This is a genomic window from Lentisphaera marina (assembly GCF_028745505.1).
Classification (GTDB): Bacteria; Verrucomicrobiota; Lentisphaeria; order Lentisphaerales; family Lentisphaeraceae; genus Lentisphaera; species Lentisphaera marina.
Map to the genome: position 1 here is coordinate 2,361,540 of NZ_JAQZZL010000001.1, position 22,238 is coordinate 2,383,777.

The window sequence follows — 22,238 nt, forward strand, 5'->3', positions numbered from 1 at the left end:
TATAGCAATCGTCTATCGAGAGTATGTAAATAGATCTCAATGACGATTAAAAATCGTGATAATTTAATGAGATTAAGAAAACTTTATTGCTCCTCAGCTTTCCAGTCCTAAATGAATAAACTTTGGGTCAGCCAAGTATTATTTTAAGAAACATAAAAAAACTAAAAATGTCCGGCAGGTTTTTATTTGACTCAAATAAATAATAAACAAACCATTTACAGGAGCCTTTATGAAGACTTGGGTAGTTATCCAATTAATAGTTTTAAGTATCTTTCTGCCTACGCAAGGGCAGGCACAAACTAAAACCGTCAGTGAATCTGAACGCCAGATTCCTCTATCCTATGATGTCGATGTCATTGTCGTTGGCGGGACTCTACGAGGTGTTGCCGCTGCAGAAGCCGCCGCTAAGCAAGGCGCCAAAGTTTTTCTAGTAACTGATCGCCCCTACCTCGGTGAAGATGTATGCGCTACTCAGAGGTTATGGATTAAATCCGATCAAAAGCCAAAGACTGAATTGGGTGAATCAATTTATGGTAAAGCCCGCAAAACAAAAAATGGCTACTCAATTGTTACACCAATGGATGTCAAGCGAAAGCTCGATGAAGCCCTGTTAAATAAAGAAGTTCCTTATCTCTATGGTAGTTACCTGACTGAAATTCTTCACGATCCAAATGGCGAGGTCGCCGGGATTGTAGTAGCGAATCGCTCTGGTAGACAGGCGATACGTGGTAAGCTTATCATTGATGCTACAGATCGTGCTTTTGCAGCTCGAATGGCCGGAGCAAATTTCACGACTTACCCTGCGGGCCCACAGAAATTCAAACGTATAATTGTTGGAGGTGAGCCAAATAAAGAAGCAAAAAATTTAGGTTTTCAGTACACCGTTGTGCAAGTAGCTAACAAGCCGAAAACCATCAGGAATTCTTACGCAGTTTATGAATATGATTTAGAAATCTCCATGAAAGATGGCTCCTTCAAATCTTTTATTAAAGCCGATAAGCTTGCCCGCGATAAAAGCTACCAATTCGGTCAGGCGACTTACTCAGAGAAGCTATTTCAAATTCCACCAGATAACTTAAAATCGATCAAATCTCACAAAGGCTCATGGCAAGAGGCAAAACAAATCCCCTTAGCTGCCATGACTCCAAAAGGCTTGAAGCACCTTTATGTCCTTGGCGGCTGTGCTGATATATCACGGGACGCAGCTGAACAATTACTCAGACCACTTAATAGCTTACAGCTCGGTCAAATCTTAGGAGCAAAGCTAGCAAAAAAAGCTATCGAAAGAGACTTAGCTCCCGCCAGTAAACTTGTGGTTGCCGGACACGGTGGCGAGGCGACTATCCAGGCTGAAGTGGGAGACGTTTTAACTGGTCTTCGCTGGAAGCCTAGCGAAGGGTCCGTTCGCAGTCCTGCCCGTGCCCTGCCCGTCATTGCTCGTTTCGACACAGTTGTTGTGGGTGGTGGAACTGGCGGAGCGGCTGCCGGCATTGGTGCTTCTCGTGCAGGCGCTCGCACACTTGTTATTGAGCATTTACACGGCCTTGGTGGAGTGGGAACTCTTGGCCGAATTGCCATTTATTACAACGGTAACAAAGCCGGCTTCAACGCTGAAGTTGAGCGAGAAATCACGGCTCTGGCAGATGAAAAATTTAAACCTAGAAGCATCCACAAAAATATTCCCTTTGATATCGAAACAAAGATGGAGTGGTTGCGCAAAGAAATTAATAAAGCCGGAGGTGAAGTTTGGTACCTGACTCTGGGTGTGGGCTCAGTCCTTCAAGATAAGCGTTTTACTGGAGTCGTTGTCGCCACACCAGAAGGTCGTGGTGTCATTTTAGCCAACACCGTCATTGACTCAACCGGCAATTCAGTCATCCCTCACTGTGCCGGACTTGAAACTCAAATGATTGATAATGAACATATTTCAGTTCAAGGAACGGGTTTACCTCCCTGGCACCCTGGTGATAATATGATGAATTCAGATTGGACCTTCGGCCACGATGATGACGTTTTAGATATTTGGCGCATGCACGTTGTAGCAAAACAAAAATTCAAAAATGACTATGACTTAGGGCAACTCATTGACTCAAGGGTTAGACGCCGCATCTATGGTGATGTTTACATTACGCCAATGGACATTCTCAATAAGCGAGTCTTCCCAGATGTGATCACTGTTGCCAAAAGTGATTTTGACAATCACGGTTTTTCCAGACATGACATGTTTATGGTTTATCGCCAGGAAAGAGAGTACATGTACGGTAATATACCTTACCGCGCTTTATTACCCAAAGGCTACGATGGCATATTGGTAACCGGGCTCGGAATCAGTGGTGATGGCGATGCCATGCCGGTTATCCGTATGCAACGCGATATTGAAAACCACAGCTATGCTGCGGGTTATGCTTCCGCTATGGCTGCACGTGACCAATCGACTGTGCGTAAGATTGATATCAAAGAACTGCAAAGACACTTAGTCGACATTGGTACAATTCCAGAGAAGTTTCTAGGTGCGAAAGATAGTTTCCCCTTAAACGAGAGGACTATTCGCGAAGCGGTAAAAAGCCTTGGTAAGGATTACTCCGGTATTGAGAAAATCTTAACTCAAGTGGATGCCGCAATTCCAATGTTGCAAGAAGCCTACAAAGCCTCAAATGATCCAGAAGTTAAATTACGTTATGCTCATGTACTTGGTCTTTTTTACGATGCTACTGGTGTTGATGATCTAATGACTGCAGTTCGTGAAGCTAAGTGGGATAAAGGCTGGAAATTTAAAGGCTGTGGTAACTTTGGTCCCACTACAAGTCCTTTGGATAATTTAATCATTGCCCTGGGACGTACAGGTGACGAAAGAGCTCTGCCTATACTCATCGAAAAAGCTGACCAGCTTAATACAAATCATGCCCTATCGCACTTTCGTGCCCTCTCTGTAGCTTTTGAAACTCTCAAAAAACCTGAAGCAGCAAAAACTCTTGCCGGGCTTTTGAAACTTCCAAGAACTCAAGGCAATGCTTTTCTAGAAATAAATAACGTCAATAAAGTGACCCCTAAAAGCAATTACGATTGTACAAGCCGCGAGGTTTCGTTGAGAGAACTGATTGTCGCTCGTGCTTTGTTCCGTTGCGGTGATTACCAGGGTATGGGTAAGAAAACTCTTGAAGTTTATAGCAATGATTACCGCGGTCACTATGCGATTCACGCAAGAGCTATTTTAAAAGAACAGAATTAAAGGATCATATAAATCATGATAAAAAATCTAAGCTTGTTATTTTGCACTGTTTTAAGCTTTGGTGTTTTTGCAGAAGAACCTAAACCCTTACCTATAAAAGCTGCCATTGAAATGGCGGAGACTGTGATTGCAGAAACGGCTTTAGAAAAAGATCAAAAGCCAAGGCGTTATAATTACTGGATGTACCAAAACTACATAATTGCTGAAGGTATAAAAAATATGGGTGATGCCTTGGATCGCCCAGAATTCAGTGAATACAAAGAAAAACAACTCATGTATTTCTGTGATTCTTATAAAAAAATTACAGATACACGATCACAAAATCATTACCTCAAACCAAGTTCTCTATGGCATAGTGGTATGGTGGCCAGTTTTGTTGAAGCACAGGCGACAAGCAATCACCCTGAAATTGCTCGTGGAATATCTTACTTCCAAGGCATGCTGGATAGAGCGCCTAAAATTGCTGATGGAACACACACTCGCTATAAAAGGCAATGGAAGTCAAAGGGTGTGCAAATTGACGATTTATACATGCTTGTCCCCTATTGGGTGCGTAAATCTAAGCAAAGTGGCAATCCAGAATACCTAGAAAAAGCCATAGAAGAAACGCTCAGTTATTATAAATATTTGTGGAATCCGCAAACAAAACTGATGCATTGTCTATGGCTCGAAAAAAAGCCAGAAGCTAAAATTCATCACTGGGGTCGTGGCAATGGCTGGTTTGTCATGGCCATTACTGACTTATTGCACTTTGTTCCCGAAAATCACCCAAAAAGAGCCGAGCTCCTGAAGATCTACAACAATGTTATGCTTGGCCTTATGGCTCGTCAAAATAAAGACGGCTTATGGCACCAGGTTTTAGATCGCCCAGAAAGTTATACCGAGACCTCCTGTTCCGGCATGTTTACTTACAGCCTTTTACTAGGCTCTAATAAGGGCTGGTTGCCGGCATCTGCTCGTAGCGCTGGCATAAAAGGTTGGAATGGTCTGCAAACAAAATTAACGGACAAAAATCAACTCAAAGACGTCTGTGTCGGAACGGATATGTCCGAAAAAGTGCAATACTTCTTTAAACGCCCAAGGGTAACTCACGATCAACACGGCATAGGACCTTATTTACTGGCGGCCGCCGAAGTTATTAAGCTTGAGAAATAATCATCAATAATAAATAAAAAGACAAATATTATGAAAAAGCTAACCTTGTTATTTTGCACTGTTTTAACCTTTGGTGTTTTTGCAGAAGAACCTAAACCCTTACCTATAAAAGCCGCTATTAAAATGGCTGAGACAGTTATCGCTGAAACGGCTTTAGAAAAAGGCCAAAAGCCAAGGCGTTATAATTACTGGATGTACCAAAATTATATGATAACAGAGGGTATAAAGGCGATGGGCGAGGCTTTAGGTCGCCCGGACTTCAGCTCTTATCAAGATAAACAGATGCTGTACTTTCTCGAAGAGTACAAAAATATTAAACCCATGACTGGCATGTACCTACATCCAAGAACCATGTGGCACTGTGGTATGGTCGCCAGCCTTTATGACTTAAAAAGAACAAGTGACCATCCGGAAATTGCGCGAGGAATTAGCTATTTTCAAAAGATGCTCAATAATGCTCCTAAAGTTGCTGATGGTACCTTGGCTCGATATAGACCTGAGTGGAAATCTAAGGCGATTCAAATTGATGACTTGTACATGGTTAGCCCATACTGGGTGCGTAAATCGGTTGATCTGGGTGAAGCTAAATATCTTGATTTGGCGATCGAAGAAACCCTTAGTTATTACAAGCACCTGTGGAACGCTGAGACAAAATTATTTAATTGTCTATGGCTCGAAAAAAAGCCGGAAGTTAAAATTCCGCACTGGGCTAGAGGCAATGGTTGGTTTGTTCTGGGCATCACGGATTTGCTAAATTTCGTGCCCGAAAACCATCCGAAACGAGCTGAGCTTTTAGAGGTCTATAATAATGTCATGCACGGTCTTATGGCTCGTCAGGACAAAGATGGCTTATGGCATCAGGTATTAGATCACCCGGAAAGTTATACCGAGACATCGAGCTCCGGCATGTTCACTTACAGCCTATTGCACGGCTCTACTAAGGGCTGGTTGCCGCCATCTGCTCGCACTGCCGGTATCAAAGGCTGGAATGGTCTGCAAGCAAAGTTAACGGACAAAAATCAACTAGAAGATGTTTGTAGGAGTACCGGTATGTCTGAGGACCTCGACTACTACTTTAACCGTGAACGGATTACTCACGATCAACACGGTATAGGACCTTATTTACTGGCGGCCGCCGAAATTATTAAGCTTGAGAAAAAATAATCAATTAGGTCTAATGACTAAAGCAAAACACTTTAAGAGGCATTTATGTCGAAAATATTAACTCTCTTATTATTCCTAACATGCAGTATTTATGCCGCAGCAACAGATAAACTCAATGTTATTGTGATCATGGCCGATGATTTGGGCTATGCAGATATATCCTGTACTAAATTGGCAGATGATGTTCATACTCCAAACATAGACAGGTTGGCTGAAAAAGGAGTTCGCTTTACCAATGCTTACGTGACCTCGCCTATATGCAGTACTTCGAGAATTGCCGTAGCAACTGGCGCTTACCAGCAACGTCAGGGAAATTACTGGTATGGTGGTCAAGGACTTCATGACCCCAAGTTTAAGACCATAGGTGAATCACTGAAAGACAATGCTTATAAAACGGGCTATGTCGGTAAATTTCACCATGGAAAAAGCGATCAACCCAAAAAAAGAGGCTTTCCTCTCAATCATGGTTACGACAGCTTTTATGGTTTTTCCGGTGGTACCAAGCATTATTTACTCCACAACAAGGCGAGTCAAAAAACTCATTATTGTGCGGGACCTATGTACGTTCAGGACAAGCGTGAAGATGTGGAAGGTTTTTCGACTGAACTCTTCGGCGAACAAGGTCGAGCTTTTGTGCGAAAGCATAAAGATGAACCCTTTCACCTTTTTCTCTCATTTAATGCGGTTCATCATTATATCAACCAACTCCCAGAGCCCTACCTAAAGGAAAAAAATCTAAGTCAAATCCCTGATTTTAAACCTAATAATAAAGATAAATGGCGTGAAAAGTTTGATTTCCCTAATCATCCTGATGGTCGCCAATATTACCTTGGTCACCTTTATTACCTGGATCGAGAAATCGGTCTGCTTTTAGATGAACTGGAGACCCTTGGCATCGCAGACAAAACTATTGTCATTTTCCTGGGGGATAATGGTGGAGGACTCGCTCTCTATGCCAATAATGGCAATCTAAAAGGTGGGAAATATACCAGCTTTGAAGGTGGCTTGCGCGTACCAATGATTATTTCACATCCTCATATAAAGACAAGTCATCAAGTATCTCATGCAATGGTTAGCGCTTTAGATCTGCATCCAACGATATGCGCCATGATAGGCAGCAAAATCCCTGAGAATGTCGATGGCATTGATTTAAGTCCTTTATTAAAGGGAGAAGATTTAGATACCAAACGTCGTGTACTTTACTGGGACTCGCCCCCGCAAAAGGCCATTCGCAAAGGAAAATGGAAATTGTTAATTAATAAAAAAGACCCTGCAATCACAATGCAGAAAGTAGAAGTTCCGAAAGGTGCCTTTTTATACAACTTGGAAGAAGATCCGGGAGAAAATAAAGATCTTAGTTCTGAATACCCTGAAATGGTACAAGACTTATTAAAAGACCTGCAAAAATGGCAGGATGAAGTCAAAAAATCTCAAAAATAATTTAGAGGACATTGATGTTCGCGAAAACCCCTCAGCAAGAAACTAAAAATACTTTAAAAGTCTTTGTTAAGTCCTGTCTTTTTCTATGTCTAGTCAGTTTAAGCTTGAATGCTCAAGATGCAGATCAAAAAGAGCGTCCGAATATTTTGTTTGCTATTGCCGATGATATGTCGCATGCAAGCGCCTATGGACACAAATGGGTAAGCACACCCCATTTCGATAAACTAGCTAGTGAAGGGATACTGTTTAAAAACGCATTTACCACTAATCCGAAGTGTGGACCATCGCGAGCTGCAACCTTGGGCGGACGCCATTTCTGGCAGATGAAAGCCGGATCGTGTCATTGGAATGTGTGGCCGAATGAATTAAAAATTTATACCGACCTCTTGGCAAAAGCAGGTTACCACGTTGGCCTGACCGGTAAGGGCTGGGGACCTGGAGACTACAAGAAACGCGGCGGGCGTGTTCATAATCCTGCGGGGAAGGCCTACAATACGCAGAAGAAAAAATCTCAGGTGGGCATAAGCGACAATAACTACTCAGGCAATTTTAAGGAGTTTCTCAAAAAGCGAAAACCAGGGCAGCCGTTCTGCTTCTGGTACGGAGCAAAAGAACCTCATCGTGGGTATCTAGCAGGTTCGGGAATTAGAAGCGGTCTTGACCCTAAAACAGTGAAAGTACCGAGTTACTATCCAGATCATGCCGATGTGCGCAGCGACCTTCTGGATTATGCTCTGGAGGTGAACTGGTTTGATAAACACCTCGGCGAGATTGTTGAACACCTGCGCGAGATTGGGGAGCTAGACAATACTCTGATCATTGCAACTAGCGATAACGGAGCACCCTTTCCACGTATCAAGGGACAGATATACGATGAAGACTTTCGTTTGCCAATGGCTGCACGCTGGGGTGCTGTCCACAAAGGTGGGGCAGTTGTTGAAGACTTTGTGAATAATATCGATATTGGTCCAACCTTTCTTGAAGCCGCAGGTGTAGAAATTCCGGAGGAGATGTCTGGCCGAAGCTTTGTTGATATTTTTAAAGCAAATACAAGTGGTTTTATTGATCCTAAACGCGACTTTGTTTGTGTGGGACGCGAGAATCAGGACTTAGGCCGAGAAGGGGATCTGGGCTATCCTGTGCGCGCAATACGGACTCGAGACTACCTCTATGTACATAACTTTGCTCCGGATCGGTGGCCGGCGGGCAACCCTGAAACAGGTTTTACAAACTGTGACAGTTCGCCGACGAAAAGTCTGATCCTCAAGTTACATAAAGAGGGTAAAAGTCAGTACTTTGAGGCAAATTTTGGAAAGCGGCCTCAAGAGCAATTGTTCAAGTTGTCAGTAGACCCGGAATGCATGAAAAACCTAGCCCAAAACCCGGAGTACTCTAAGATAAAAAAAGAACTGTGGGAGCAGCTGAAGACGACATTGATCGATACCAAAGACCCTCGCATCCTAGGCAAAGGCAAGGTGTTTGATAATTATGAATATGTCGGCAGCAACGCTCAACATTCATGGAAAGCCTACATAGAGGGCTGGTGGAAACGACAAAGGTATTAAGCAAAAAAACTCAGTTAAAAATAATTGGATAAACAGTGAAGAAACTTAAATTTATCATAAAATACAGTTTACTGGGTGCCATGTTGGCAGCACTGTTCTGTAGCACTCTGACTGCGGCAGACCCGTCTTCGCCTACGGGCTACGACGTGGCAAGCAGGCCGAATATCATCGTCATCTTAGCCGATGACATGGGCTATTCGGATCTGGGCTGTTACGGCGGCGAAATTCAGACCCCGAATATTGATGCCTTGGCGCGTGAAGGAGTCCGGTTTACTGGCTTCAAGAACACCGCCCGTTGTACGCCGTCACGCGCATCTCTGCTGACCGGTCGCTACTCGCATTCAGTCGGGGTGGGCGCTATGCAGCAAGACCAGCATTTACCCGGTTATCGCGGGCAACTTTCGGCCGATGCTCCGACCATCGCCGAAATCCTGAAACCGCACGGCTACGCAACCGGAGTTGTGGGCAAATGGCACCAAACCGTCACCGGCAAATCGAAACAGAAACCGTTGTTCCCGCTCGACCGCGGCTTCGACTTTTTTTACGGAACCTGGTGGGGCGCGAAGGACTATTTCAGCCCCAAGTTCATGATGAAAAACAGTGAGCACATACCGGACAGCACTACATATCCCGCTGACTTTTATCTGACCTATGCGCTCTCCGATTCTGCGATTGAGTTTGTGGACTCGCAGTTGGGTCAGAAGAATCCATTCTTTTTGTACCTAGCGCACTACGCGCCACACGCCCCGATTCAGGCACCGGCGGATCGGATCCAAAAGTGTATGGAGCGCTATAAAGTTGGGTTTGTGCAGCTCCAGCAGGAACGATTTGAGCGTCAGCAGGAACTGGGAGTGGCACCCGATAATGCAGCAACCATTGACCAGTCCAGTAAATGGAACGCGCTCAGTGAGGCCGAGAAAAATGAGTGGGTAACCACGATGGCAACCTATGCCGCCATGATTGAGGTAATGGATGAGGGGATCGGGCAACTGATTGATGTCTTGAAGAAGAATGGTCAATATGACAATACCCTGATACTCGTGCTCAGTGATAACGGTTCAACACCCAATCATAAGGGAACGAGGAATTCGGCTAATCTTTGTGCCGCACTCAGCAACACGCCATTCAGCGGAGTCAAAGCCCATGCCCTTGAGGGAGGTATCTCTTCACCACTGATCGTCAGTTGGCCGGATAAGCTGAAAGAATATGCCGGCCAAATTCGGAATGGGCGCTGTCATATTATCGATATTTTACCGACCTGTCTGGAGGCAGCCGGGGTCAAATTTCCCGATTCATTTAAAGGAATTAAGCCCGTGCAAGCGGATGGAATAAACTTGATGGCTGCGGTAAAAGGGGCTGAATTAGAAAATCGCCCCTTTTTCTGGGAACATCTAAAAAGCCGTGCTGTTTACCGTGATGGTTGGAAATTGCTTGCAGATAAGACGCTGTGGAAACTGTATGATCTGAGCAAGGACCCTGGCGAGCAATGCGATTTATCCAGTAAGCATCCTGAACGGGCTTCCGCACTCAAAGCGCTCTGGACCGAATGGGCAGAAGAGTATGATGTGATTCCTTGGCCTTCAGCCAGGAAGAAATTTCCTGCTAAATTACAGTAAGTTAAGCAAAGTATAAAAACTCATGTGTCGATGCGTACATTAATAACAATACTCAAGTAATTATGCGATTCACGCAAGAGCTATTTTAAAAGAACAGAATTAAAGGATCATATAAATCATGATAAAAAATCTAAGCTTGTTATTTTGCACTGTTTTAAGCTTTGGTGTTTTTGCAGAAGAACCTAAACCCTTACCTATAAAAGCTGCCATTGAAATGGCGGAGACTGTCATCGCTGAAACGGCTTTAGAAACAGATCAAAAGCCAAGGCGTTATAATTACTGGATGTACCAAAACTACATAATTGCCGAAGGTATAAAAAATATGGGCGATGCCTTGGGTCGCCCAGAATTCAGTGAATACAAAGAAAAACAACTCATGTATTTCTGTGATTCTTATAAAAAAATTACAGATACACGATCACAAAATCATTACCTCAAACCAAGTTCTCTATGGCATAGTGGTATGGTGGCCAGTTTTGTTGAAGCACAGGCGACAAGCAATCACCCTGAAATTGCTCGTGGAATATCTTACTTCCAAGGCATGCTGAATAGAGCGCCTAAAATTGCTAATGGAACATTCACCCGCTATAAAAGGCAATGGAAGTCAAAGGGTGTGCAAATTGACGATTTATATATGCTTGTTCCTTATTGGGTGCGTAAATCCAAGCATAGTGGCAATCCAGAATACCTTGAGAAAGCCATAGAAGAAACTCTCAGTTATTATAAATATTTGTGGAATCCGCAAACAAAATTAATGCATTGTCTATGGCTGGAAAAGAAGCCAGAAGCCAAAATCCCTCATTGGGGACGTGGCAATGGCTGGTTTGTCATGGCCATTACTGATTTACTGCACTTTGTTCCTGAAAATCACCCAAAAAGAGCTGAACTTCTAAAGATCTACAACAATGTTATGCAAGGTCTTATGGCTCGTCAAAATAAAAACGGCTTGTGGCATCAGGTTTTAGATCGTCCTGAAAGTTATACCGAGACCTCCTGTTCCGGCATGTTTACTTACAGCCTTTTACTAGGCTCTAATAAGGGCTGGTTGCCGGCATCTGCTCGTAGCGCTGGCATAAAAGGCTGGAATGGACTGCAGACAAAGTTAACGGATAAAAATCAACTCAAAGACGTGTGTGTCGGAACGGATATGTCCGAAAAAGTGCAATACTTCTTTAAACGCCCAAGGGTAACTCACGATCAACACGGCATAGGACCTTATTTACTGGCGGCCGCCGAAGTTATTAAGCTTGAGAAAAAATAAATACTTTATGAGTAATCAGAAAGTAAATCATCTCATTTTCAAGAGCTTATCAAAGGGATATTTTTTCAATTATCTTCTTATATCCTGTCTTTGTCTAATATGTATAAGTTTTAATGCTCTAGATGCAGATCAAAAAGAACGTCCAAATATTTTGTTTCTTGCGGTTGATGACTTAAATGATTGGGTGGGTTATTTAAAAGGACATCCCCAGTCAAAGACTCCTAACATCGATAAGTTAGCCGGTGAATCTTTTGCCTTTACCCGTGCTTATTGCTCGGCTCCACTTTGTGGACCATCCAGAACATCCTTGATGTATGGTATCTACCCACATCGCACCGGCGTCTACTATCACCATAAAACTTACTCGCCGAAAAAACTTATCTCACCTGATCGGCTTCCCCTGCAACTTGCTTTCCAAAAGAATGGTTACCACACCATTGGAAACGGAAAAATTTATCATGGGAGCTACCATGATTCCAGAGGCTGGAATACTTTCGTTCCTGCTAAATACAAAGACAAAACCAGAAAAGAAATTACGTCCGTATTTGGTGAGGATGCCGGTCGACCATTAAAAGATTTCAGAGTTGGAGTCAGTGCAGCAGATCCTGACTCGGATGAATTAGATGGTGCCATTGTTAATTGGGCCATTGATCAATTCCAGCTTAAGCATAAAAAGCCCTTCTTTATGGCTATTGGTTTAGTCAAGCCCCACGCTCCCTGGATTGCCCCGAAGAAGTTCTATGATCAATTCGATCTTGATAATATACAGTTCCCTGAAACCCCGAAGGGTGATCTTGATGACATTCCAGCTGCCGGAAAATTTATGGCTCAGACTGTTTATCCCTTTTTTGATAAAAACGAGCATGAGATCATTAAAACAAAAGAAGATATCTGGAGAAAGTTGGTTCATGCCTATTTAGCCACCAGTTCCTATGCGGATTACAATGTGGGGAGAATCCTCAAGGCCTTGGAAACTGGTGGCAACAAGGCAGGGAAAATGGGAACTCTACGATATGGTGAGCGATCGTACGGAACTAAACAATCTAGCCTCAAAAATGCCGGAAAAGGTAAAAGAACTTAGTCGCCTCTACAATAAGTGGACGGAACGCTGCTTTGTTCAAAAGCTGAAAGGGGAATAATAAGGGAGTCCCCTGAACCTGAACAGTGAATCACAGAAGTATGATGTTTATAAATATTGATTAAATACTACAAGCTTTCAGATGAGAAAGCCATATATTATTAATGAATAAAGAACTAAGGGCATTGCCTAATTTTAATAAAAAAAGCACGGCAGGTTTTGTTTGACTGCAAATTAAGTATTGATAAGTCACAAAATTTTATCGCAATGAGAGCTCAAAGGAATATATATGAAAAGAAAGTTTACATTAATAGAGCTATTGATTGTCATGGCAATTATCGGCATACTTGCTTCACTACTGCTTCCATCGCTAAAATCGTCAAGGGAAAAATCTCGTCGAGCTGTCTGCAAAAGTAACCTAAGGCAAGTCTATATAGCGGCATTCATGTATCATGATGATAGTGGCTTTTTTCCTGTAGGCGGTGCGACAGTACTCAACAATACGCCTTGGGACCCCAATGGATGGGGACAAACAGAGACCTATATTAAAGATATCATTCCCTACCTAAGTGCCTGGGATCTAACAAGTAATGAACGTCCGGAAGTATTAAAATGTCCAAGTAACACATCGACTCCTTGGAATGCAACAGAGTCAACAACTTACATATATACTGGAAACTTCCAAGACAATGAAAATTGGCCCATGTTTAGAGGCCTAGGTCGTCGAACAACGAGCACGACATGGCTAGACGGAGGTCCTAAAATACCAACGGAAGATAGAACGCTTACTGCCTACGAAGATCCGAGTCAAACCACTGTTTTTGCCGACTTAAACAAATTTACCAATGGTGGGACTAAACACATCAATGTAAATCACTCTCAGCAAGGAGGGAATTTTTTTAATAATGTAACAGATATTTCCTTATACTCAGCAGGTGGCAACCGCAATACATTAGACGGTGCGGTAAAATGGATAAAAACATATCAACTGGGTTATGATAGAGTCGCGAATGAAGACTATTTCCCCAACAGTTCTGGAAGTCGAAAGTATGGCGCTAGTTCTCATTCTTTTTATTGGTAGAGTCAGCACTTAGAGTTTAAAATTGTGGTGCAAAAATTGAAAAATCTTTTTATCGGCTGCCATCTAGTGGATTTACCAAAATTACAAAAATTATAATCAGGTTTTTTATGCGTCTTCTTTTATTTATCGCTTTATCACTTTGTCTAAATGCCCAAGAGAAAGCAAATGTCATCCTCATTTTAGCCGATGACTTAGGTATTTCCGATACCAGTTTAGGAGGCTCAAAGCTCTATCAAACGCCCAATTTAGAGAGGCTGGCTAAAGGTGGAGTTTACTTCACCAATGCCTACGCTGCCAGCCCCCTTTGCTCGCCAACTCGGTCCAGTATTCTTACTGGACAAAACCCAGCCAGAACAGGTTTTACGGCCCCTCATGGGCATTTAAAAAATGTTGTTTTAACTGCCCGGGCCGGCAAAGCGGCGGCGCCTTCAAAGAGACAAGTTCCGCCCGTATCAGTCAATAGATTATCGACAGAATATTTAAGCCTTGGCAAGGTTTTTAAAAATGCCGGATACAAAACAGCCCACTTTGGCAAATGGCACCTTGGCAAATCACCTTACTCACCCTTGGAACACGGATTTGATATAGATATCCCCCATTGGCCGGGACCCGGACCTGCCGGTTCCTTTGTCGCACCTTGGAGATACCCTAACTTCAAAGAGAATTATCCCGGTGAGCATATTGATGATCGTTTAGGTGACGAAATAGCAAAATATATTAGCGAAAATAAAGACCAGCCCTTTTTTATTAATTTTTGGCAATTCTCTGTTCATGCGCCATTTAATGCTAAGCAGGAACTTATTGATAAATACAGAAAACTCATCGATAAAAACAATCCTCAACATAACCCCGTTTATGCTGCAATGGTTGAATCTATGGACGACAGCATAGGCAAAGTCATAGATGCCCTCGAAACAAATAAACTGATGGAAAAAACAATCATTGTCTTTTTTTCAGATAATGGCGGAAATATGTATAATGTTGTCGATGGTACAACGGCCACAAGTAATAAACCTTTCCGCGGGGGTAAAGCCTCTATATACGAAGGAGGAACACACGTACCCGCTATTGTCGTTTGGCCAAATCAAACAAAAACCGGCGTTAGAAATGACAGTTTAATTCAGAGTGAAGATCTTTATGCAAGTATCTTAGAAATGGCAGCTTTACCGGTGGATTACCAGCAGGCAAAAGATTCCATTAGTTTTGTGCCCGTTTTAAAAGGTCAGGGAGCCAAAAGAAAACAAGTTTTTACCTACTTCCCACATTCACCAAATGTTCCCGATTGTGTACCACCATCTGCAGCCCTGAGGATCGGTGATTGGAAACTCATCAAAGTCTTTCATGACAATCCAGATTTAACTGACCGATTTGAACTTTATAATCTTGCAAATGACCAAGGAGAGATGCTTAACCTCGCTTCTCAAAACCCCGAAAAAGTTAAAAGTATGAATGAAGTCATTGATCAGTACCTTAGGAAGAGTGCATGTATAAAGCCTATCAAAAACCCCAAATATAATAGCAAATTCATACAATCTGCCGGAAAATTAAAAGCTCGTGGTCATGGCATTTTTTCCAAAGGTAAAGCAGGCTTGTACATAAGAAAATACGCCGATAATCAAGATATGAGTTTCACTTTACCCACTCCTGCTCTCAAAGCAGGGAAATATACTTTGCAAATGGATATTCGTTCGCTATCGGCTAAAGGAGATATTCTGGTCAAAGGCTTTTCACCAGGAACGAAAGTTACTGATTTTACCAAAATCAATTTAGTCGATGACGGCTTATGGCACCAAAGTTCACATCCTTTTACAGTGATAAACACCCCATCCAAAGTGATGAAGTTTATCCTGGATTTTCCTCAGGGGCAACTTCATTTGAGATCCCTCAAAATACTCGATGAAAATAAAGATCAACTTATCAATCTAAAGTTTTAATACTTGTCTTTAATTGAGCCCTCCATTTACCCGGCCTTTTGTTTGTAAGCCTTATCATTAATCAAAAAAAAGAAAAAAATGAAAATAGAAATGACAAAAAACCTTAGCCTTGTTTTAATTCTCTTGGCATCGATGGCTTATGCCCGTGAACGACCCAATATTATTATTATCGTAACTGACGATCACGGCTATGCCGACTTCGGGGCCTATGAAGGTGCCTCTCCAGATTTGAAAACGCCTAACTTAGACGCTCTTTCAAGTGCGGGTGCAGTGGTGACAAATGGCTACTCCACAGCTCCACAATGTACGCCTTCGCGAGCCGCTATTGCCACATCCAGGTATCAAACTCGATTTGGTTTAGATGATAATGATTTAGCACCTATGGACATAAATGAAAAGACCATAGCAGAAAAATTAAAAGACTCAGGCTATGCAACAGGCTTCGTTGGCAAATGGCATTTAGGCCCTAAAACAGGTAATAAGCTATGGATGGAGAAGAACTATCCTGAAGGTTTGAAACAAAAAAAGGCTCATATTCCCGAAAACATTAGCCGTCCGTATTATCCTATGAGCCGAGGTTATAGCGATTACTATGATGGAGCAAAATCTGTTTATCTAAGGAATTTTGATTTAGAGGGGAAGGCCATAAAACATGAACGCGAAGTCGATAATAAAACCTTCCGAGTTGATAAGCAGACCGATGCGGCTTTAGCTTTCATTGATAAAAATCATAACAAAGCTTTTTTTCTGCACCTGAATTACTTCGCTCCTCACGTTCCCATGGAAGTTGTTAAAAAGCATTTTGATCGTTTCCCTGGTGATATGACTGAACGTCGCCGTTGGGGCTTAGCATCTTTAGCAGCCATTGACGATGGTATTGGTGCTGTCATGGAAACGTTGAGGAAATATAAAATCGAAGAGAATACGATTGTTTTTTACTTTGCCGACAATGGTGCGCCCCTTAAAATCAAAAAACAAGATCTTCCCTACAAGGCTAGAGGCGGTTGGTCCGGCTCTTTAAATGGTGAGCTTGTCGGCGAAAAAGGTATGATTTCAGAAGGGGGTGTGCGTGTGCCCTACCTCGTCTATTGGAAGGGCAAAGTTCCTGCACAAGTTTATCACAAAGCTGTGAGTACCATGGATGCAGGTGCTACCGCTTTGGCTCTGGCGGGTGTGGAAGTGAAAAAGGGCGAGCTCGATGGTGTGAACTTGATGCCGTATTTATCGAAGGGCAACAAGTCAAATCCACATCAATACCTTTATTGGAGGTTTTGGGGTCAGTCGGTCATTCGTTCAGATAAATGGAAATTTTTCGAACTGGAAAATGGCGTTCAGATGCTTTTTGATATGACGGATCCACTCCCCGAAAGAAAAAATATGATCAAGACTTATCCCGAAGTTGCCGCTGACTTACAGAAGAACTTAGCGACTTGGAGAAACCAGCAAAAATGGCCAGGCTTTCTAAAGAGCTATGGTCGTGAAAGCAAGTTTTTCAAACATTATTTTAAGCTCCATGAAGAATAAACTTTGTGATAAGCACTTCATATTCTCGAGTAAATAAGCCTTTTCCCAAGGATAAAAACAAGACAATTACCTTAATGTAGCTCATGGATTCAGCGTCCATATAAATAATCAATAAAAATTTCCGGAGTACCATATGAAGCATGGGATATGTAACAAACTTTTAGTCATAACTTGCTTGCTGTCAATAATGAGTCACGCAGATTCTAAAAAAACATCTGTAATTAAGTCTGGAGCCTCTACGACTAAGCTTGAGATTCAGGATGCAACAGACAAACAAAACCTAGTCGGCATTAACTACTCGACCTGGCATTCATTGGCCTTTAGAAGAAACCAGCCTATACGCAATATCCAAAAGATTCATAGTGGCAAAGGGAAGTTTGGTCACCGAGGATCATGGCACTTCTGGGCGGAACCCGCAGTCGGTTACTACCGTGGCGACAATGCTATGGTCATGGATTACCACTTTGAGCTATTCGAGGAAGCAAAAATTGATTTTATCATATTGGATGTCACCAACATCTATCCAAAATCGAAAATCAAGGATGAGTACATATACAAGCCCTTTGAAGTTATGGTGAAAGTGATGCGTGATCGTCAGCAAGCAGGCAAAGAATCGCCACGCATTGTCATGTGGTCTCCCGGCGTGCTCGCCGAAGAACTCGACGAACGCTATTTCTCTAAACCCGAATACGATGATCTCTGGCTCTACCTCGATGATGGCCAAGGAGCAAAGCCGCTTTTTCTAAGTAGATTGGATAGAGACCAAATCCCTCAGCAGCTCAATGATCAATTGACGATTCGTACGATGTGGGGGTTGCGCAGTAAACCAGCTGATCGCGAATGGTCTTTTCTCGTGAATTACCCTCAAACTGTGGCTACAATTGATGGTAAACCGGAACAGCTGGTGGTGTGCACCGCCTTACAAAAGAACTACATGTCCAATGAAAAGTCTGCCACATCTCGTGAACAGGGCAAGACTTTTCAGCGCCAGTGGTCACGAGCCTTTGAAATACGTCCTAAATTCATCGTCATCACTTGGTGGAATGAACTCATTGCCCAGCGTCAAAAAGATGGAAAAGATGGCCAAGTTCAGTTTGTTGATTTATTCCGTCCCGAATACTCTCGTGATATAGAGCCTATTAAAGAACCTTATGGGGACATGTACTTTCGTTTTATGCGGGATTACATAAAAGCTTATAAGAAGGGAGAGCAAATGCCCATGGATTTACTCGAAGCTTTGGATAATGGGTCTGATAGAGAGGATTTTGACATGGATGGTATACCCAACAGCGTCGAAGGCAGCAAGGATAGCGATGGCGATGGCATCAGCGATCAATGGGATCTTGACTCAAACAACGATGGAATTCCTGATTCCAGAAAGCCAATTGAGAAGGACTAAACAAGCCTAAACTTGGCTGAAGTTTACTCGATTAAACATGATGGGCTTTTCTGAGTGCACTTACAACTAGAATTCGAGATTAATTAACGAATTTCTGAAACCATGCTGGTCGCCTCTGCTCCAATACTTCTAGATAGGTCTTTTCATTATATGGAGTTCTCGTTTTCCAACAACTGTACATGATACGAATCCATTTGTACGCCAAAGCTCTAAGTATTGTGAAGTGAGGTATGTTTAGAGCTTTCTTATGATAATAAAATTCATGTGCCCATATTGATGACCTTATGGAATTATTGGCAAACTCAACAAAACTAAGTTGAGTGAACCTGTCGCATAAAAAACGTCTTCGGACAATATTCATTTTCCCACTCTGAATTGTCACAGGAGCTATTTCACTGATTTTAAGAGCCTCATTTACAGACTGAAATTTTTCTCGATCGTTTCCAAAGAAGGCCATAAGACGTGGTCCGATACTAGGACCTGCTCCTGGAAATGATTGGAATATTTCATGATCTTCATTTTCCCTATAAGCTTGCTCAATTTTTTCGTCATAAGCTTTAATAACCTTATTTAAACTCCGGATTCTGTGGCAGAATTGTTGTATCTCAAATATGTAGTAATCCACCTCATCTTCATCATTAACAACAATAACAGAAGCGCGTAATATTTGAACCCTCACTTTTGTTTTTGTATGGCTTGTACTGCGTTTGTTAAAGAATTTAGTAATGCCGATTTGATGAGCATTAATGATATCCTGCGGGCTTGGATATTTATCCAAAAAATCTAGAAACATGTCTGCATATAAATGATTCCCCACGACTTTGAGTGCATTTGGATAATAGATCTTCAACAATGCAGTGAGTTGATTAGTTAAACGAGTTCTATCATTTACTAAATCACGCCTTTTTATATTCAGTCGCTTCAGTTTTCCTTTTGAAAAAGATTCGTCTACTCTTTTAACTTTATCAGGGTGTTTTAAGTATAGTTCAAGTAATGATTTGGTATCTGCTCGGTCACTTTTCGCGCCACTAAGATGGAATGTTTTAGCAAACTTCGAAGAAGTGGTCGGGTGAACTGTATAGACATCAAATTCACTAATGGATATCAATAAATTCATCAGTGCAGATTGGCAGCTTTCGATGACAACCGCGATGGGATCATTAACAGATTCAAGTATGAGTTCATTAAAGAATTTTTTGAGCGTAAGTAAATCACTACTGATAACTTTACATTCTTCTTCACAATCCCGAAGGATTCGTAGATCATGCTTTTGATCAGCCCAGTCAATCGCAATAATAACTGAGTATTCAGATGGCTTTTTAGTTCTTGTATAATACATTTTTACTCCTTAGGAATATATAGATTTAAAAGTCAGCGTGCGAAATTCCTATAGCATTCGTGGTGGAAGCTTTCTGAGTATTCGTCTTGCTGATAATCATTCCCGGTCGAAGTGCCCAGAAAGTCTTTCAAAGACAGGAGCGCCAATTCGTACCGAGAATAATTAAATTTATATGTTCCTTTTTTAATTCTAAAATTTCTCCCCCAGACCCCCTCATTATATTTATCTATTTAATTACTTGGACTACTATAGGAGCGCCGGCGTCCCGCGGCTGTGTGAAAAACATTTCTTTAGGTGCAGAGCACCGACAGAAAGTAGCGTGCAGCGATAGCTGCACGTAAAATATAATTAAGGACACAAGGTGCAACGCACCGACACAAGGCATTGAGTGTAGGACTTACAGTCCTCTGGAATCAATGAATTGGAGCCTCTTAAATCTTTGCTACTCAGACCAATGGCGTAAGTAAAATATTTAAGAGGCTAACCTTTCGGTGCATGCTATAATCTATCGGGCCTTCAGCCCTTTATATGATCTGTGTTTAGATTTTTTACACAGCCTCGGGTCACCTGCGCTCCCATTGAAGGCCCCTACTGCATAAAAAGTTCAAGCCTTGGACCTGAGGCCTCGGGATTGAGACTGCTAGCAAAGCCGTGAACCAAGGTACCACCTGGTGTTTCACAGGATAGAATAAAGCTGACTTCGGAGCTTTGATCCGACTTAATGAAATCCAGTAATTGCTCTGACTCAACAAAGACTTTTCTTTTGAGTTTAGCTCTGGAAACCGTAAAACTTCCAAGTAAAACGGCATTCTCAATTCTGGGTGCATCATCCCATTTCATAAAGCCCGTACGTTGCCATTGCTCGTCTGGGCCATCGGAGATGCCATAGAGCTGGATGGTACTTTTGGGTGGCATTGTCACCACCTCGCCTAGCCCCGTTGGAACTGAGTTTAAACTCAAACGAACTCTTGCAATCTTATCAAGATCTATATTTTCTAATGGGAAAGCAAAAAGAGCATGGCGGTCAACAGTACGACTTTTTTTCGCTCTTTTCACCATAAGGAATTTTTGATTTAAGCGACTTATATCATTACAGAAAATGACTGAATTTTCATTGCCACTTGAACTCAAAATATGTGAATCCTGTTGCTGTTTTAGAAAACCTTCCAACTGAGTATCTTCGAAATCGACTAGGGAATCAGCTTTCATTGTCGAGGCTTTATTATCTGTCAAATATTTAGTTTCGCCCAATTCGTGATGGAGGGATATCTCTCCTTCCTGAACTTTAAATTCTGCGGATTGTTTATCTTCGGAGATACGGACAGAAAAACGTGTACCATGGTCAATGGCATAACCATTGGGAGTATTGACTCGAAAGCCTTGAGCTGACTCTCTCACATACATGGAAATAGCGCCGGATATGACTTTTACTTCCATGTCGGAAATGAGTTCAATTTTGGCTGGAGCCTCCAGAGTTAAGTCGGCGCCTGAATTAAAAGCTAGCGTAGCGACCCCGCTTGTAAGGTTCAGTGTGCCGGCGTGTAATTCCGAGCCCTCAAGTGTGGATTGACTACTTTCCCAACCGGCGTATTCACTGGACTTAATAATCGCAATATTAGAAGGTTGAGAAAGAAATAAGAAAGCTGGAACAAAGATGAATAATGCCGCAACAGCAGCTATCAAAGTGTAATACTTATTGCTTTGCTTAATACTTCTAATCTCCATCCCCTCCTGTGAGTGACTCTGTAATCCGGCATCCATCATGGTGTACTCAAGGTACTTTTGACGAAGTTCGGGGTTTTGTTCCAGGAGACTCTCAAGTTCTTTAAACTCATCTTCACTGATGCAGTCGAGAAAGTACTTATGGAGTAAATCGTTAAATTTTTTGCTCATGATGAATAGGCCCTTTGTGTATTAACACAGTCCAATAGTTTATCCCTTAAACGTCCTAGCTTTTTGTAAAGTGAATTAACTGATACCGATTGTTTGGCTGCCAAGACCTTAACTGAACCATGGTTTAAGTAGGGAGCCATGACCAAGTGCTGATTCTCTTCTGATAATTTTTTCAAACAGCCTCCAATAGCTTTCTGTCGCCAGGCATACTCATTTTCATCTATTTTTTCAGCGTCATCCGCTAAGAGATTGAGTAAATCATTATTAAAAACAAGGCGATCCGACCTCTTTTTCTGCATGAGGTTCATGCACTTAAAACGGATGATAGTTTTACCCCAGGGGAAAAAGCCCTCTTCACTATCGAGTTGATCGAGTTTTTCCCACATTACCACACTGGCCTCCTGCAGGACGTCATCAACATTCGTCCAAGATGGCAGTAGGCTTCTGGCAAAGGCCCGCATTGAGTTCTCATACTTTAAGAAAAGCTTTAGAAAGTCCGCTTCTTTTATTTTTTTATCCTGATCCATTTCACAGTCTCAATAATTCTTGTCTATATACTT

At 42.2% G+C, this 22,238-nt stretch carries 15 protein-coding genes; 12 read left to right on the plus strand and 3 right to left on the minus strand.

Translation table 11 applies throughout. The annotated features are described in order from the left end of the window. The first annotated feature begins 229 nt into the window (after nt 1-229). From PQO01_RS09560 to PQO01_RS09615, 12 genes are all read left to right on the plus strand, one after another. Nucleotides 230-3,229, plus strand: coding sequence for an FAD-dependent oxidoreductase (locus PQO01_RS09560; protein ID WP_274313790.1), 3,000 nt, complete (start codon nt 230-232; stop codon nt 3,227-3,229). A gap of 15 nt (nt 3,230-3,244) precedes the next feature. Continuing rightward, the gene (locus PQO01_RS09565) at nt 3,245-4,384 is read left to right on the plus strand and encodes a glycoside hydrolase family 88/105 protein (protein WP_274313791.1); all 1,140 of its coding nucleotides are present in this window, start codon (nt 3,245-3,247) and stop codon (nt 4,382-4,384) included. A 30-nt stretch (nt 4,385-4,414) separates the two neighbouring features. Continuing rightward, nucleotides 4,415-5,548, plus strand: coding sequence for a glycoside hydrolase family 88/105 protein (locus PQO01_RS09570; RefSeq protein ID WP_274313792.1), 1,134 nt, complete (start codon nt 4,415-4,417; stop codon nt 5,546-5,548). 45 nt (nt 5,549-5,593) lie between these two features. Further along, nucleotides 5,594-6,988: a sulfatase family protein gene (locus PQO01_RS09575; protein ID WP_274313793.1), complete on the plus strand. Its 1,395-nt coding sequence runs from the start codon at nt 5,594-5,596 to the stop codon at nt 6,986-6,988. A 14-nt stretch (nt 6,989-7,002) separates the two neighbouring features. Continuing rightward, nucleotides 7,003-8,553 carry a sulfatase family protein gene (locus PQO01_RS09580; protein WP_274313794.1) on the plus strand — a complete coding sequence of 517 codons (1,551 nt, stop codon included), beginning with the start codon at nt 7,003-7,005 and terminating at the stop codon, nt 8,551-8,553. Between the two features lie 35 nt (nt 8,554-8,588). Further along, a complete protein-coding gene (locus PQO01_RS09585) occupies nt 8,589-10,169 on the plus strand; it encodes an arylsulfatase (protein WP_274313795.1) in 1,581 nt (526 codons plus the stop codon). A gap of 118 nt (nt 10,170-10,287) precedes the next feature. Then, entirely contained in the window at nt 10,288-11,430 is a 1,143-nt protein-coding gene (locus tag PQO01_RS09590; RefSeq protein WP_274313796.1) for a glycoside hydrolase family 88/105 protein, read from the plus strand. Between the two features lie 7 nt (nt 11,431-11,437). Then, nucleotides 11,438-12,511, plus strand: coding sequence for a sulfatase-like hydrolase/transferase (locus tag PQO01_RS09595; protein WP_274313797.1), 1,074 nt, complete (start codon nt 11,438-11,440; stop codon nt 12,509-12,511). A 286-nt stretch (nt 12,512-12,797) separates the two neighbouring features. After that, nucleotides 12,798-13,589, plus strand: a complete 792-nt coding sequence (locus PQO01_RS09600) for a DUF1559 family PulG-like putative transporter (protein WP_274313798.1) — start codon at nt 12,798-12,800, stop codon at nt 13,587-13,589. A gap of 107 nt (nt 13,590-13,696) precedes the next feature. Then, nucleotides 13,697-15,523, plus strand: coding sequence for a sulfatase (locus PQO01_RS09605; protein WP_274313799.1), 1,827 nt, complete (start codon nt 13,697-13,699; stop codon nt 15,521-15,523). Between the two features lie 78 nt (nt 15,524-15,601). Further along, nucleotides 15,602-17,047: a sulfatase family protein gene (locus PQO01_RS09610; protein WP_274313800.1), complete on the plus strand. Its 1,446-nt coding sequence runs from the start codon at nt 15,602-15,604 to the stop codon at nt 17,045-17,047. Between the two features lie 187 nt (nt 17,048-17,234). Further along, complete coding sequence (locus PQO01_RS09615) at nt 17,235-18,446, plus strand: thrombospondin type 3 repeat-containing protein (protein WP_274313801.1); 1,212 nt, start codon at nt 17,235-17,237, stop codon at nt 18,444-18,446. Nucleotides 18,447-18,525: 79 nt separating this feature from the next. Here PQO01_RS09615 and PQO01_RS09620 read toward each other — a convergent pair whose 3' ends face one another. From PQO01_RS09620 to PQO01_RS09630, 3 genes are all read right to left on the minus strand, one after another. Then, nucleotides 18,526-19,785 (minus strand): IS110 family transposase, encoded by a 1,260-nt coding sequence (locus PQO01_RS09620; RefSeq protein ID WP_274312477.1) that lies wholly within the window; start codon nt 19,783-19,785, stop codon nt 18,526-18,528. A gap of 588 nt (nt 19,786-20,373) precedes the next feature. Beyond that, nucleotides 20,374-21,678, minus strand: a complete 1,305-nt coding sequence (locus tag PQO01_RS09625; protein WP_274313802.1) for a FecR domain-containing protein — start codon at nt 21,676-21,678, stop codon at nt 20,374-20,376. After that, nucleotides 21,675-22,205 carry a sigma-70 family RNA polymerase sigma factor gene (locus tag PQO01_RS09630; RefSeq protein WP_274313803.1) on the minus strand — a complete coding sequence of 177 codons (531 nt, stop codon included), beginning with the start codon at nt 22,203-22,205 and terminating at the stop codon, nt 21,675-21,677. The genes PQO01_RS09625 and PQO01_RS09630 overlap by 4 nt, the downstream gene beginning before the upstream one ends. Nucleotides 22,206-22,238: the final 33 nt, after the last annotated feature.